Here is a 14,255-nt window from a genome sequence, read left to right on the forward strand (position 1 = left end):
ATATTTTTATTATTTATACATTTTATTTTGATACGTAGTTATGCGTGCAAAATCAGGTTGTAATTTTTCATATAAACTGCTATAGATATCAAAAAGTTCTTCATAGACTTCTTTATTTTCTGCTTGTGGTTTATATACTTTCTTCGGTTTAATTAAATTTGCAGTATCTGATATATCTTTCATCTCACCACTAGCTATGAAACCTAAAACAGCTGCCCCAAAAGCTGCTCCCTCACTATTTTGAGGTAAAGTTATATGTTCGCCAAAGATATCAGCCATAATTTGTAACCATAATGGTGATTTTGTAAAACTACCACTGACGCGAATATCTTTTACCTGACCAAAATCTTTTAAAGCACTTAATACACAGTTTAAACTAAAACATATACCTTCCATGCCAGCTCTAATCATATGCGAACGACTGTGATTTAAAGATAAGCCAAAAAACATTCCACGAAGTTCAGAATTCCAATATGGTGCACGTTCGCCTGTAAAAAATGGCAACAACAATAATCCTTCTGCTCCAGCTGGAATTTTAGAAGCTTTAAGCGTCATTAAATCATATGGATCAATATCAATATCTTCTAAACGATGATTGCTATAATGGCAAACTTTATCGCGAAGCCATCTCATGATGATGCCACCATTATTTATAGCACCACCTGCAACCCACATATCATCAGTCAAGTTATAACACCATGTGCGTCCCAAACTATCCACCTTTGGTGTTTTGGTGAGCATTCTAATCGCTCCGCTTGTACCGATTGTCGCACTTAACTGACCATCTTCAATAGCACCAATTCCCACATTTACCAATACACCATCAGTAGCACCAATAACTACAGGTAAATTTTCTGGTAAATTCAATCTTTGCGCTGCACTATCTGTCAATTTACTCTGATAAGTTGTAGATACAACAGGTGGTAATTGTTCTCTTGTTATTCCCGCATAATTTAAAATTTCTTCGTCCCAATCCATTTTATGCGCATTATATAAACCACTTGCAGAAGCTGAAGATTTATCAACTACCCACTCACCTGTCATTTTTTCAAAAATATAATCTTTTAAAGAATAGATATATCTCATTTTGGCAAATACATCAGGATAATTTTTTCTCACCCATAAAATTTTCAAAAATGGATAACAAGAATGAGTTGGACAACATGTCCTTTCATAAAAACCTTTTACTAAGGCTTCATCTTTTTTTAATTCATTAACAATACCTACTGAACGACTATCTGCCCAAGTTATCATATTGCTCAATAATTCACGATTTTCATTAGCCGGTGCAAAGCTATGCATAACAGTACTAATAGCTATACCAGATACATTTTTACCTTTATAAATTAAAGTATTAGCTACTTCACGTACAACTTTTTCAATTGCTTTATAGATAATCTCAGGATTTTGCTCAGCCCAATCTGGATATGGTGTTTCTAACGGATAAAATTCATCTGCACTACATAAACTCAATCCATCTTTTTGATAAGCAATCGCTCTAACTCCTGTAGTACCTACATCTACCCCAATCCAAATACAACTTCTTGTATTACTAAAATCCAACATTAAAACCGCCCTTTCCCTAAATCATTATAAATAAACTGAAAAATCATTAATTTATGTAATTTCTTTATTTACTAACACAAGCAAATTATAACAAATAAAACTTTATTATGCAATATATTTTTCATTTTATTTTTTATTTTTGATATTTTTATATCATTTTTATCAATCTTATTCTATACTATCACTATATTTTGTTGTTATAATTACATTAAGAAAGATTTTGAGGTGAATATCATGGAGACAAATACATCTATCTTAACATTAATGCGTAGCAATTATAATAATATGACAAAATCAGAAAAACGCATCATAGATTATATCCTTGCCAATTTAAAAACTGTCATGAGTCAAACTATCTCCGATTTAGCCAGCAATACTCAAAGTTCGGAAATTACTATTTCTCGTTTTTGTAAAAAATTAGGTTTTAGCGGTCTACAAAGTTTAAAAATAGCCTTAGCTAGTGAAGTATATAGCCAAGATGAATTAGTATCTCAAGAAATAAATCCCAATGATTCCTATAAATTAATTGCTGAAAAACTTTTTTCTTCCATCACTGATGGACTGCAAGACACTTTAAAATTAATTGATTTTGAACAATTAGAAAAAGCTGTTCAGTTAATAAAAAATGCTCATCAAATCTGTGTATATGGCTTTGGCAATTCTTTTACAGTCTGCCAAGATATCGAAACACGTTTTATGCGTTTTGGCATTCCTATAAAAGCCTATAATGATTTGCATATGCAAGTTACAGCTTCTTCTCTACTCACAGAAAAAGATTTAATCATCTGTGTATCTCATACAGGAGCCAATATTGACCTTCTACAAGCTATAGAATTAGCTCACAATAATAATGTTCCTATAATTGCCATAACAAGTTATATGAACTCTCCACTTTGTAAATTATCTGATGTTGTATTGCATGGTATGGGTCGCGAAATCGCCTATAAATCTGAAGCTGTTGCTTCACGATTAATACACATGGCCATAGTAGATATTCTATATATGGGTGTATATCAAAAAAATGTTACAAAAAACTTCACTAATATCAAAAAAATGCGTAATGCTATAGCTAAACGCAGATTATAATGTACATTTACTTACACTTTTTTCTAAAAAATTTTATAAAATATGTAAAATAATAAAAAAACTACTTGCTAAATACCTATTTTGCTATATAATGTTGAATATTGATTTAGATTTTATATTATTTTAGAGGTATTTTATGAAAAAATATATTATCCAGTATGCAATGATCGTCATTGGTGCTCTTATTTCTGCCATATCATGTAATTTGTTCCTAATTCCTAATCATTTTCTCTCTGGCGGACTTACAGGGATTGCCATTATTCTCCACTATTTATTTGATTTACCTATCGGTATTCAAAATATCATCTTCAACATTCCAATTTTATATATTGCCTATCATTTTTTTGGAAGACTATATTTTTTCAACACAATATTAGGTACAAGTCTATACTCATTCTTCATTGATTTAACATCATTCTTAACACCATATACTCCACTACATAATAATCCTATGTTGTCAGCTATCGTTGCTGGTGTAGTTTCTGGTATTGGCTTTGGTCTTATCTTACGTGCAAATGCTAATACTGGTGGTGCCGATGTAATTGCAGCTTTAATCAAGAAACTTTATTCTTATAATATCGGTACAATGATTTTCGCTTTAAATTGTATCATCGTACTTTGTGGTCTTTGTCTATTCAATTTTGAAGTAGCTATTTACACTTTAATCTACATGTACATCATGGGTGAAGTTGATAACCGCATTGTTACTGGTTTCAATAAACGAAAATCCATCATGATTATTTCCGATAAGTCTGAACAAATTGCAGGGCTTATCATGCTTGAATTAGGACGTGGTGTTACCTTAATCAATGGTGAAGGTGGCTATACACATACTAAAAAGAAAATACTTTATATCGTAGTAAATCTTACGCAATTAAGTAAAATTAAAGAAATAGCTTTAAATATAGATAAAAAAGCCTTCTTTATTATCTCTAATGCTTCTGAAGTAAATGGTAAAGGCTTCTCTTACCATTAAATAATAAATAATGACAAAATAAAAAGGATAAGAATTGATTTATTTCAACTCTTATCCTTTTATTTATATTCACTCTTATGCTTAAAAAGAAATTATCCTTTTATCCTTGGAAATAAAAATATACAAATACGATTAGACCTAAAATTATACGATACCAGCCAAACGCTTTAAAGTCATTTGTTCTCACATAACGAAGTAAGAATTTAATAGAAATAATAGAAACTATAAAAGCTACTACCATACCCACTAATAATAGAATAACTTCTTCAAAAGTATAATTTAAACCGAATTTAAATAGTTTTAACGCACTAGCACCAAACATAACAGGAATAGCTAAAAAGAATGTATATTCTGTGGCTACCACACGAGAAGTTCCAAATAAAATACCACCTAAAATAGTGGAACCAGAACGAGATGTACCTGGCACTAAAGACAATACCTGAAAGAAACCTATTATCAATGCTGTTTTATAATCTAAATAGTCAATATCTTTGATGCTTGGTGTTCTATGTTTATTATAATTTTCAACTATAATAAATAATACCCCATATAAAATCAAAGTGAATGCTACTACTTGTGCATTCATAAAATGCTCTTCCATATAATCATTAAAAGCTAAACCAATTACAGCAGCAGGAATACAGCCAACGATTACTTTTCCCCATAAAGAAATGGTTTGTCTTTTTTTCAAATATGTTTTTCTTTTTGAAAATGGATTTAGTCTATCAAAATTTAAAGCAACTACAGCTAAAATTGCACCTAACTGAATAACTACTAAGAACATATCCATAAATGCTTTACTTACATTTAAAGACATAAATTCATCAACTAAAATCATATGACCTGTACTACTTACAGGTAACCATTCTGTTAGACCTTCAACAATCCCTAAAACAATAGCTTTTATAATTTCTAGGGTAAACATAAATTATAAAATCCCTCCTATTTGTTTATTATTTTTCCAATATAAAATTTAAAACTGAATTTAAGCTGAAACAATTAATAAAAAAATTTATTCTAATTCGCAAAAGAGGTCTCTTTGTAGAGACCTCTTTTATATTTTTATTTGATTATCAGCCTTTACCTTTTACGATATCAATTGCATCGAAAAGTTTACTTACAGATTTTTTCTGATAAATACGGGAAATTACTTCACCTATAGGTGGAGCCATAGATACAGAAACAATTTTGCTAGAATGTTTTTCTTCAGGTAATGGAATAGTATTTGTAATAATTAACTCTTCCATTGGAGAATCTTCAATACGCTGAACTGCTGGATCACTTAAGATACCATGAGTACAACAAGCATAAACAGATTTTGCACCATGTTTAACAAGTGCTTTAGCACCTTCACATAAAGAACCTGCTGTATCTACGATATCATCAATGATAACGCAATTCTTATCTTTTACTTCACCAATTAAATTCATAACTTTAGCGCAACCTGGCATTGGACGGCGTTTTTCAATAATAGCAATAGGTGCTTTTAAACGGTCTGCTAAAGCACGAGCGCGTGTTACACCACCAAGGTCAGGAGAAACAACTACTACATCTTCAAGATTTTTAGCTTGGATATAAGCTGCAAGAAGTGGAGCTGCTGCAAGATGGTCTACTGGGATATCAAAGAAACCTTGGATTTGACCTGCATGTAAATCAACAGTGATTACACGGTCAATACCAGCTGTAGTCATAAGATTAGCTACTAATTTTGCAGAAATAGGTTCGCGACCACGAGTTTTACGGTCTTGACGAGAATAAGCATAATATGGTACAACCGCATTAATACTCTGTGCAGATGCACGACGGCAAGCATCAGCCATAACGAGTAATTCCATAAGATTGTCATTTACTGGTTGGCTAGTTGGCTGAATAATAAATACATCCTTACCACGAATACTGTCACTAATCATTACTTGAGTTTCACCATTATTGAAGTGACCTACAAAAGCATGACATAATTCCACACCGATATACTGTGCTACTTCTTCTGCTAATTTTGGATTTGCATTACCAGTGAGAATACATAATTTTGAGGTATCGAAGTTCATTTTACTCCTCCTGAAATCTGTTAAAAATATAATAAATAATAATAATATATATAGAAATGTAGTTATGCTACATTGCTACCAAAATAAAATATAAATTAAACTATTATACTAACTAAATTTCTTAGTTATTTTCTTTTGTCTTTCCAGCCTTCAATATTTTTCTGTCTTTCACGTGCGATTGCAAGTGCGTTTTCTGGAACTTCTTTAGTAATTGTAGAGCCTGCACCTACATAAGCACCATTATTTACTTTAACTGGAGCTACAAGATTTGAGTTGCAACCAATAAAGCAATCATCACCTATTATAGTACGGAATTTATTTTTTCCATCATAATTTACAGTGATTGTACCACAACCCATATTTACACCAGAGCCCATATCAGTATCTCCAATATAGCTCAAGTGAGGTAATTTAGAGCCTTCACCAATATTAGAATTTTTAACTTCTACGAAGTTACCAATTTTTACTTTATGTGCAAGTTTTGTATTTGGACGAATGTGTACATATGGTCCCATTTTTACATCATCTGCGATTTCACAGTCTTCAGTAAAACTAAACATAGCTTCTACATTATCGCCCATAACTGTATTTTTGAAATGTGAATTTGGTCCAAGTTTGCAACCTTCACCAATTTTACTATTTCCTTCAATCCAAGTAGATGGATAGATTATAGTATCTTGTCCAATTTCAACGTCAACATCTACATAAGTGCTATTAGGGTCCATTAAAGTTACCCCTTGAGCCATTAATTCTTTATTTTTACGCTGACGAATGATTTTTTCAGCATTTGCTAATTGTTCACGAGAATTTATACCTAATGTTTCTTCATAATTATCAGCAATAGAAGCATTTATTTTCTGTTTTTCTTTACGTAAAATAGATAAAACATCTGGTAAATAATATTCGCCTTGAGCGTTATTGTTATTTACTTTTTTCAAGCTAGCAAATAAAGCTTCAGCATCAAAACAATAAATTCCTGTATTGATTTCATTGATTGCAAGTTCACGTTCGCTAGCATCTTTTTGTTCTACGATTTTTTCTACAGAACCATCTACTAAACGAATTACACGTCCATAGCCAAATGGATCTGGCATAAATGTTGTAAGTACAGAAGCTTTAGCTCCTGATTGTACATGTTCTTCATAGAAATTTTTTAATGTAGCACCTGTAACAAGTGGAGTATCGCCACATAAAACCATTATAGCAGTATTTTTATCTTTGATTAATGGTTCTGCCTGCATTACAGCATGACCTGTACCTAATTGTTCTTCTTGTAAAACGATTTCAGCTTTATCGCCTAAAACAGCTTGTACTTGTTCACGACCAAAGCCTACTACGACTATATTACGTGTGGAACCAGCACTTTTAGCAGCATCAAGTACATGTTCTACCATTGGCTTTCCACCTGCACAATGGAGTACTTTTGGTAATTTAGATTTCATGCGAGTGCCTTTACCTGCGGCTAAAATTATGGTAATTAATCCTTCTGATTTCACCTTAAAATTCACTTTCCTTTATTGTATATGTGATGTATTTCTATCTCATTTCATTTATAATTATAAAATAGAAACTTCTTGATGTTTTCATATCAAGCAAACCCCATGCATCCCATGGTTTATTATCTATAAAATTCATTTTGCTATTATCTTAGCAAAAAATCTTATACTGTATATCAAATAAAAACTTATCTAAGTTTATTATATCATATATAAATCATATCTAAAAAAAATCTTTAGCATTTATTTTTTATTTTACATATTGCCATCTTTATCTTCCATACTAAGCAATAAAGTATGTTCAGAACGTTCCATGTGATATTCAGAAGCTTTTTGTGCAGCAACTGCATCACCTTGAGCAATAGTATCTACAATACGACGATGTTCTTCTAAAGTTTCTTCCAAACGACCAGGATAAGCCATGGATTTTGCACGGAAACTTGTCAATTGTTCGCGTAAATTATAAATAATACCTACTAAACGATTATTTCTGCTTGCTTGATATAAAATATCATGGAATTTCGTATCAGCTTCAACGATTTTTTCCATATTTTTTTCTTTTATAGCTTCACCAATGACAACTAATAATCTTTGTAAATGTTCAAGTTCTTCATCAGTGATACGTTCAGCAGCAAGTCCACTAGCTAAAGAATCTAGTGAAGTTCTAATTTCAAAAACTTCATTAATATCTTTAATGGATAAATTGGATACATATGTACCACGGCGAGGCATCATAATTACATAGCCTTCTAATTCCAATTTACGAATTGCCTCTCTAACAGGAGTACGACTAACACCTAGTTGTTCAGCTAAATGAATTTCCATTAAGCGTTCGCCTGGTTTTAAAATACCTTTTCTTATAGCATCACGCAAAGTTTCAAAAACTACTTCACGTAAAGGTTGATAACTATCTAACTTTATCGGTGTAAGTTTATTGCTCATGTTTATTCCTCCATTAAAAATTTTTTTCTGCTGTTTCTACAGCAAATACATCTGCATCAAAATCCAACTGTATTTTACTTACTATATCTTTTGCTTTTTGACTATCTTCTACAATGGCAAAAACTGTTGGACCACTGCCAGACATCATTGCAGCCATTGCTCCATAATCAGAAAGTTTTTGTTTTATTTTAGCTATCTCAGGATATTCTGGGATAGTTACATATTCTAAGACATTGCCTAAAGCTTTACAAATACCTTGTAAATCTTTTTTTATTAAAGATTTGCGCATTGCTTTATTATCAGGATGAATTACACTATCTTGCACTTTATGATAATTTTTATATACCCATGCTGTAGATACATCTACTTTTGGTTTTACTAAAACAATATTTGTTTTTGGCATAGCTGAAATTTCTTGTAAAATCTCACCTCTACCAGTCGCTAACATTGTTCCACCCATCAAGCAAAATGATATATCTGAACCTAATTGTTCTGCCATCTTACATAAAGCATTAATGCCTAAATTCATTTCAAATAATTCATTTAATCCTCTAAATACAGCAGCAGCATCTGTGCTACCACCAGCTAATCCAGCAGCTACAGGTATTCTTTTGATTAAATTAATTTCTACACCACTGTTTATCTTATATGTATCTAAAAATAATTTTGCTGCTTTATAAATTAAATTATCTTCTGGCTTTGCTACACCTTTGACATCACCATGAAGTATAATACCTTCTTCTGCATCAAGTTTAGTAAAAGTCAATGTATCAAATAAATTAATAGATTGCATAACCATACTAACTTCATGATAACCATCTGTTCTTTTGCCTAAAATATCCAAAGTAAGATTTATTTTCGCATTTGCATTTATTGTTACCATCTTATTCATCCTATCAATATCTTGTACTTAAAATACATTACTCATTCTTAAAAGATTTTATCATTCTATCAATAAAAAGTCTACTATCTCATATATTATTGTTAATTCTATCAATTCAAAAATCTTTTTTCTACTTGTACACGAATGTACTAAAAGTACAAAAGGCAAATATTTACCTTCATAAATACTTGCCCTTCATTATTTTACAAATTTATCAATCGCTTCTTTTAATTTATCAATTGCCTCTTGGTCATTTTCCTTTACCGCTTCTACTAAACAATGTTCTATATGGTCTTGCAAAATTATCTTAGAGACATTTTTTATCGCTGAATTAACAGCTGATAATTGGATTAATACATCACTACAATCTCTATTTTGCTCCACCATACGTTTTACTGCACTTAAATGACCAATAGCTCTTGATAAGCGATTTAATACAGCTTTTGTCTGCGTATGCGTGTGTGTATGTCCATGATGAGCATGTACCGTTCCGTCTTCATGAACATGCCAAGCTGAATTTATTTCCTTATCATTATCATTTATTTCCATTTAGCAAAAACCTCACTTTTTTTCTTGAGCATTCTTTGCCAAAAAAATCTCTTTTTGTAATTCGTTAAATTGTTCCATAGACATTACTACAATGTTTTTACCACTACTGCGCTGTACAATCAATGTTTCTTTTTCATCAACAACTTTATCAGCATAAATAGTAAATTCATTTAATAAATCAGAAGATGATATAGCCATCATATATATCACATCCTTTCCAACTAAAATAATAAAATATAACACAATTTATATTAACAAGAAGAAATTCCCAATCTAGGGTGCTTCACAGGTTTTAAACTGCGTTTACGAATAATCGTTAAAGCCTCACTCATGGAAATATCTTCTCGTGAAGAATTTTCTTCAAAAACACAAATAGGATTTTTCACACCTATCTCTGAAGCTGGCATATATACATATTCTAAATTGACATTATCTCCATAGATAACACCATCACATAAATTAGCTTCAATCAAAGTTCTCATAAAAACCTCTTTACTCTAAAACATATTCTTTCGCCACAATACTGTCGCACAGATACCAGCTAAAAGCACGGCTAAAATACAAATATCCAAAAATGCCAATGGATTTTCTGACATAGGCACTTCCACATTCATGCCAAAAAAGCTAGAGATTACAGTCGGTATAGCTAAAATAATTGTCATAGCAGCTAAAAAACGCATTACTAAGTTCAAGTTATTCGACATTATCGAAGAAAAGGTATCAGCAAGCCTAGCCAAAATTGTACTATACATCTCAACCATTTCTCGAGCCTGTTTATTTTCAATAATTACATCTTCTAGTAAATCTTCATCTTCTTCGTATAACTTTATAATATTTTGCAAACTATGATTAGAGCGCAAACGCATGAGTTTTTCAAGCACTGCACCATTAGAACGCAAAGAAGCATTAAAATAAGTAAGTGCTTTTTGTAATTCCAATAAACGTAAAATCTCTCTATTTTCAGTGGACTCACGCAATCTAGCTTCAATTTCATCAGAAAGTTTATCTATTTGACGAAGATATTTCAAATAATATGTAACAGATTTGTACAAAATTTGAAATAAAAAGCGTGTTTTCTTGAAGGTGCGAAAAGAACGATATGTTCTTTCATTAAAATCTGAAATCACAGGCGTATCTTCTAAGCATACAGTGATAATATAATCTGGAGTCAAGATAATCGCTAATGGCAAAGTATCATAAGATTCAAATGTTCTCATCACTGGCACATTAGTCAAAATCATAATCGAATTATCTTCTATATCTGTATGTGAACGTTCCTCATTATCTAGTGCTGAACGCAAAAAATCTGGTTCTACTTGAGTTAAATTACCTACTACTTTCAATTCATAAGGAGTAGGCGCCACTATATTTATCCATGCTCCTTTTTCCAATGATTTTAATGTCAATTCCTTTAAAGGACCTGTTTCCATGGATTTATAGATTTTCAACATTGCGATAGATTTCTCCCTTCTCTAAAAAACCTACCACAATTTATTATTTAACTAAAAATTTTGTAATATCTTTGATAAATAATCGGGTAGGTATCCTCTATATTTATTTTCTTGATAATTTAACTTGTTACTCTCCGGATACTCGTCCATAATTATTCACCAACCTTTATAATTTAAGATATTGCATAATTAAGTATAATTCATATGATATAACTTATCAAGCATATCAATAACTATAGTTTTTCCTCTCACTTAACTTTTTAAATTAATAGTTGACAACTATAAAAAAAACTTGCTATACTTATATAGCAACTAATGGAGAGGTGTCCGAGTGGTTTAAGGAGCTGGTCTTGAAAACCAGTGATTCCGAAAGGGACCGTGGGTTCGAATCCCACCCTCTCCGCCATTAAATTAAATGATACAGGGAAATATTTCAAAGTGTTTCAAAGTCTTGATAAATCTAGTATTTAAAGGCTTTTTAGTAGTTTGAAGTATTTCCTTTTTTTATTGCTTTTAAAAAGTTTGCCCCTTTTTTTAACAGACTCTTATCATTTAATAATTTATATAATACAATCATTAATTATAGAATTAAACTTATTGTACAAAAATAGATAAAATCTTTTTCTAAAAACAGATTGACTATAGGGCGACACTATACTTTATAATAGAAAAAAATATTTCAAACCGAGGTTTTTTCTATGTTAAACTTACGTACAATGTATAGATTACGCCGACTTATTAATGTTATGTTACCTGTATTAGCTACGCAATTAGCAATCATTGGCATGAACTTTTTTGATGCTACAATGTCTGGTCATGCTGGTGCAGAACAACTTGCTGGTTCATCTATCGGTGGAAGCCTTATGATGCCTATTATTGCAAGTTCTACAGGTATTTTAATGGCTGCTACGCCTATAATTGCCCATTTGATTGGTAAAAATGAAAAAGATAGCATAGCTACCGTTATTCATTCCGGACTGATTTTATCTATTATTATCGAATTGATTTTACTTTTAGCTTATTTCTTCTTTATTGATGATATTTTAGCTATCTTAACACTTGAACCTGATGTATATTATATAGCTAAATACTATATGTTAGCTTTAATCATTGGTTTAAGTGGTGGCTTATTGACTTTCCCACTTCGTTCTTTAACAGATACTGTAGCAGGCACTGCTGTTTCCATGAAAATTTATCTATTAGCATTACCTATCAATGCCTTTTTAAACTATTGTTTCATCTATGGTAATTTTGGTGCCCCTAAATTAGGTGGTATCGGTGCAGGTGTAGCAACTGCTATCACTTATTATATTTTACTATTTATTTTTATCGCTATAATTATCAATAATCCTCAATTTAAAAATCTAGCTTTATTCAATTTTAAATTTTCCTTAAAAAGTATCAAAGAATACTTAGGCATTGGTATTCCTAATGGCATGGGTATTTTTATGGAAGCTAGTTTATTTGGTTTCATCATCATCTTCATCAGTAAATTCGGTACAAATTATATAGCAGCTCATCAAGCGGCTATGAGTTTTTCTAGTGTTTTATATATGTTGCCATTGAGCTTTTCTCTAGCTTTAACAATCATTATTGGTATTGAAGTAGGGGCTAAGCGATACTTAGAGGCTAAAAAATATGCTTATCTAGGTTTGATTGTATCCTTCCTTTGCGTATTATCAATTGTCGGCTTAGTATTTTACTTCCGTGATTATATAGCACTTTTATATGCTACAGATACTACTTTATTAACATATATTGCTCATTTCTTAATTTATACGGCAGCATGGCAATTATTCGATGCGATTGCTTGTCCAATCCAAGGTATCTTGCGTGGTTACAAAGATGTAAAAGCTGCCTTTTATGTAAGTATGCTTGCTTATTGGGGTATTTGCTTACCTTTAGGTATGTTTCTTGATTATTTCATGACTCAAGGAGCATTTGCTTATTGGCAAAGTATGGTACTTGGTGTTGCTACTTCTGCTGTATTATTATTTTTTAGACTCCGTTACATTGAAAAACGATTTATTTAATAATCGTATAAAAAAGGAGAAATTGAATTTAAATTCAATTTCTCCTTTTTTTATTTGTCTTTTATAGCTCTTATTTTTTTGCTAAATCTACCATTAATTTTACTGTAGCTGCTTCTACTGATAATTTTCCTGCTGGTATTACGCCTGCCTTACAAGCTTTTATACCAACTTCATATCTATCCATATGCACTCCATCAAATAAACATTGTGTAGTACAAACAATTTTTACACCTTGTTTACTAAGTTCTTCAATAGCGCCTACAATATCTCTTTGTTTCTCTTTAGCAAAAGGTATTCCACCTGCACCATATGCTTCGATAACTATACCTTTATAACCCATTTTAGCTAAATTAAATAAAAGTTCACTATCTAATCCTGGCATGATTTTTATTTGTGCTACTTTTAATTCTAAATCACTATGAACTTTAAAACTTCCATTCACTTGAGGATTTTCATATTCATTCCATTTTATATTATTTCCTTCAAAAGTAGCTACTGGCATTTTATTTATACTTTGAATTGAACGCATATCTTTACTGTATAATTTTTTAGCCCATAAACCTTCTATTATTTGACCGCCACAAACAGCAAATACACCTATTTTTTCTGAACTTGCCATCGCAAAAGCTGCGTTTAAATTAAATTTTGCATCAGTATTTTCTTCTTCAATAGTTAATTGTGAACCAATTACTACTACAGGTTTTGCTAAATTCTCCAACATATAATGAAGTGCACAACATGTCCAATTCAATGTATCTGTACCATGAGTTATTACAAAACCATCATATTGTTCATATAATTTTTCAATATAACCTGCGATATATTGCCAATCTTCTGGTTGTAAATTCGTGCTATCTAACTGCATGATATCATAACAATCTATATGAGCATAATCTTTTAAATTCGGTACCATATCTAACATTTCTTTAGCTGTAAATCCTGGCACAAGTCCATTTTCACTAGGACGTGAAGCTATAGTACCGCCTGTTGCTAACCAACAAATTTTCTTCATAAAATCCTCACCATCATTTTAATTCATTATTCATTTCATTATCCAATTCACTTTGATATTGTTCATACGCTTCTATATCATATTTTAGACCAGACAAAGCTCTTTTCGCTATTGCTACAGGGCAATCAGGCGTACAAACTGGACATTTTCCGCATAATTCTTCTACAGCTACTAAAGCTTTTTTTACTTGTTCTACAGTTGCCATATATTTGC

Annotated in this window: 15 protein-coding genes and 1 tRNA gene; 4 read left to right on the forward strand and 12 right to left on the reverse strand. The window is 31.3% G+C overall.

Translation table 11 applies throughout. The annotated features are described in order from the left end of the window. Window positions 1–9 precede the first annotated feature (9 nt). A complete protein-coding gene (locus GXM21_RS11990; protein ID WP_008539381.1) occupies window positions 10–1,566 on the reverse strand; it encodes a gluconokinase in 1,557 nt (518 codons plus the stop codon). 234 nt (window positions 1,567–1,800) lie between these two features. Between GXM21_RS11990 and GXM21_RS11995 the strand changes: the two genes are divergently transcribed. Both GXM21_RS11995 and GXM21_RS12000 read left to right on the forward strand, forming a co-directional pair. Next, the gene (locus tag GXM21_RS11995) at window positions 1,801–2,652 is read left to right on the forward strand and encodes a MurR/RpiR family transcriptional regulator (protein ID WP_008539380.1); all 852 of its coding nucleotides are present in this window, start codon (window positions 1,801–1,803) and stop codon (window positions 2,650–2,652) included. Between the two features lie 136 nt (window positions 2,653–2,788). Next, the gene (locus tag GXM21_RS12000; protein ID WP_008539378.1) at window positions 2,789–3,628 is read left to right on the forward strand and encodes a YitT family protein; all 840 of its coding nucleotides are present in this window, start codon (window positions 2,789–2,791) and stop codon (window positions 3,626–3,628) included. A gap of 100 nt (window positions 3,629–3,728) precedes the next feature. Here GXM21_RS12000 and GXM21_RS12005 read toward each other — a convergent pair whose 3' ends face one another. From GXM21_RS12005 to GXM21_RS12045, 9 genes are all read right to left on the reverse strand, one after another. Further along, window positions 3,729–4,553, reverse strand: a complete 825-nt coding sequence (locus GXM21_RS12005; protein WP_008539376.1) for an undecaprenyl-diphosphate phosphatase — start codon at window positions 4,551–4,553, stop codon at window positions 3,729–3,731. 148 nt (window positions 4,554–4,701) lie between these two features. Continuing rightward, window positions 4,702–5,676, reverse strand: coding sequence for a ribose-phosphate diphosphokinase (locus tag GXM21_RS12010; protein WP_008539375.1), 975 nt, complete (start codon window positions 5,674–5,676; stop codon window positions 4,702–4,704). Window positions 5,677–5,801: 125 nt separating this feature from the next. Next, on the reverse strand, window positions 5,802–7,172 hold the full coding sequence (gene glmU, locus GXM21_RS12015; RefSeq protein ID WP_008539374.1) for a bifunctional UDP-N-acetylglucosamine diphosphorylase/glucosamine-1-phosphate N-acetyltransferase GlmU: 1,371 nt from the start codon (window positions 7,170–7,172) through the stop codon (window positions 5,802–5,804). Between the two features lie 255 nt (window positions 7,173–7,427). Continuing rightward, window positions 7,428–8,114: a GntR family transcriptional regulator gene (locus GXM21_RS12020; RefSeq protein WP_008539373.1), complete on the reverse strand. Its 687-nt coding sequence runs from the start codon at window positions 8,112–8,114 to the stop codon at window positions 7,428–7,430. A 13-nt stretch (window positions 8,115–8,127) separates the two neighbouring features. After that, window positions 8,128–8,997, reverse strand: coding sequence for a 4-(cytidine 5'-diphospho)-2-C-methyl-D-erythritol kinase (gene ispE / locus GXM21_RS12025; protein WP_008539372.1), 870 nt, complete (start codon window positions 8,995–8,997; stop codon window positions 8,128–8,130). A gap of 198 nt (window positions 8,998–9,195) precedes the next feature. After that, a complete protein-coding gene (locus GXM21_RS12030; protein WP_008539371.1) occupies window positions 9,196–9,546 on the reverse strand; it encodes a metal-sensing transcriptional repressor in 351 nt (116 codons plus the stop codon). A gap of 12 nt (window positions 9,547–9,558) precedes the next feature. Next, the gene (locus GXM21_RS12035; protein WP_008539369.1) at window positions 9,559–9,747 is read right to left on the reverse strand and encodes a type II toxin-antitoxin system prevent-host-death family antitoxin; all 189 of its coding nucleotides are present in this window, start codon (window positions 9,745–9,747) and stop codon (window positions 9,559–9,561) included. 50 nt (window positions 9,748–9,797) lie between these two features. Further along, a complete protein-coding gene (locus GXM21_RS12040) occupies window positions 9,798–10,028 on the reverse strand; it encodes a hypothetical protein (protein WP_008539367.1) in 231 nt (76 codons plus the stop codon). 15 nt (window positions 10,029–10,043) lie between these two features. After that, window positions 10,044–10,997 carry a magnesium transporter CorA family protein gene (locus tag GXM21_RS12045; RefSeq protein WP_008539365.1) on the reverse strand — a complete coding sequence of 318 codons (954 nt, stop codon included), beginning with the start codon at window positions 10,995–10,997 and terminating at the stop codon, window positions 10,044–10,046. A 317-nt stretch (window positions 10,998–11,314) separates the two neighbouring features. On the opposite strand from GXM21_RS12045, the gene GXM21_RS12050 reads away from it, so the two are divergent. Together GXM21_RS12050 and GXM21_RS12055 are read left to right on the forward strand one after the other, a co-directional pair. After that, window positions 11,315–11,403 (forward strand) — tRNA-Ser (locus GXM21_RS12050). Between the two features lie 292 nt (window positions 11,404–11,695). Continuing rightward, window positions 11,696–13,030, forward strand: a complete 1,335-nt coding sequence (locus GXM21_RS12055; RefSeq protein WP_008539364.1) for an MATE family efflux transporter — start codon at window positions 11,696–11,698, stop codon at window positions 13,028–13,030. A 70-nt stretch (window positions 13,031–13,100) separates the two neighbouring features. On the opposite strand, the gene GXM21_RS12060 is transcribed toward GXM21_RS12055, so the two are convergent. Beyond that, window positions 13,101–14,042 (reverse strand): asparaginase, encoded by a 942-nt coding sequence (locus tag GXM21_RS12060; RefSeq protein ID WP_008539363.1) that lies wholly within the window; start codon window positions 14,040–14,042, stop codon window positions 13,101–13,103. Between the two features lie 13 nt (window positions 14,043–14,055). Next, entirely contained in the window at window positions 14,056–14,247 is a 192-nt protein-coding gene (locus GXM21_RS12065; protein WP_008539362.1) for a hypothetical protein, read from the reverse strand. Between the last annotated feature and the right edge of the window lie 8 nt (window positions 14,248–14,255).

Source organism: Megamonas funiformis, from assembly GCF_010669225.1.
Classification (GTDB): Bacteria; Bacillota; Negativicutes; order Selenomonadales; family Selenomonadaceae; genus Megamonas; species Megamonas funiformis.

Excerpts from the sequence above, each read along its gene's own strand:
- GXM21_RS11990 (WP_008539381.1), bottom strand. The coding sequence starts at position 1,566 with ATGTTGGATTTTAGTAATACAAGAAGTTGTATTTGGATTGGGGTAGAT.
- GXM21_RS11995 (WP_008539380.1), top strand. The coding sequence starts at position 1,801 with ATGGAGACAAATACATCTATCTTAACATTAATGCGTAGCAATTATAAT.
- GXM21_RS12000 (WP_008539378.1), top strand. The coding sequence starts at position 2,789 with ATGAAAAAATATATTATCCAGTATGCAATGATCGTCATTGGTGCTCTT.
- GXM21_RS12005 (WP_008539376.1), bottom strand. The coding sequence starts at position 4,553 with ATGTTTACCCTAGAAATTATAAAAGCTATTGTTTTAGGGATTGTTGAA.
- GXM21_RS12010 (WP_008539375.1), bottom strand. The coding sequence starts at position 5,676 with ATGAACTTCGATACCTCAAAATTATGTATTCTCACTGGTAATGCAAAT.
- GXM21_RS12020 (WP_008539373.1), bottom strand. The coding sequence starts at position 8,114 with ATGAGCAATAAACTTACACCGATAAAGTTAGATAGTTATCAACCTTTA.
- ispE (WP_008539372.1), bottom strand. The coding sequence starts at position 8,997 with ATGGTAACAATAAATGCAAATGCGAAAATAAATCTTACTTTGGATATT.
- GXM21_RS12030 (WP_008539371.1), bottom strand. The coding sequence starts at position 9,546 with ATGGAAATAAATGATAATGATAAGGAAATAAATTCAGCTTGGCATGTT.
- GXM21_RS12035 (WP_008539369.1), bottom strand. The coding sequence starts at position 9,747 with ATGATGGCTATATCATCTTCTGATTTATTAAATGAATTTACTATTTAT.
- GXM21_RS12040 (WP_008539367.1), bottom strand. The coding sequence starts at position 10,028 with ATGAGAACTTTGATTGAAGCTAATTTATGTGATGGTGTTATCTATGGA.
- GXM21_RS12045 (WP_008539365.1), bottom strand. The coding sequence starts at position 10,997 with ATGTTGAAAATCTATAAATCCATGGAAACAGGTCCTTTAAAGGAATTG.
- GXM21_RS12055 (WP_008539364.1), top strand. The coding sequence starts at position 11,696 with ATGTTAAACTTACGTACAATGTATAGATTACGCCGACTTATTAATGTT.
- GXM21_RS12060 (WP_008539363.1), bottom strand. The coding sequence starts at position 14,042 with ATGAAGAAAATTTGTTGGTTAGCAACAGGCGGTACTATAGCTTCACGT.
- GXM21_RS12065 (WP_008539362.1), bottom strand. The coding sequence starts at position 14,247 with ATGGCAACTGTAGAACAAGTAAAAAAAGCTTTAGTAGCTGTAGAAGAA.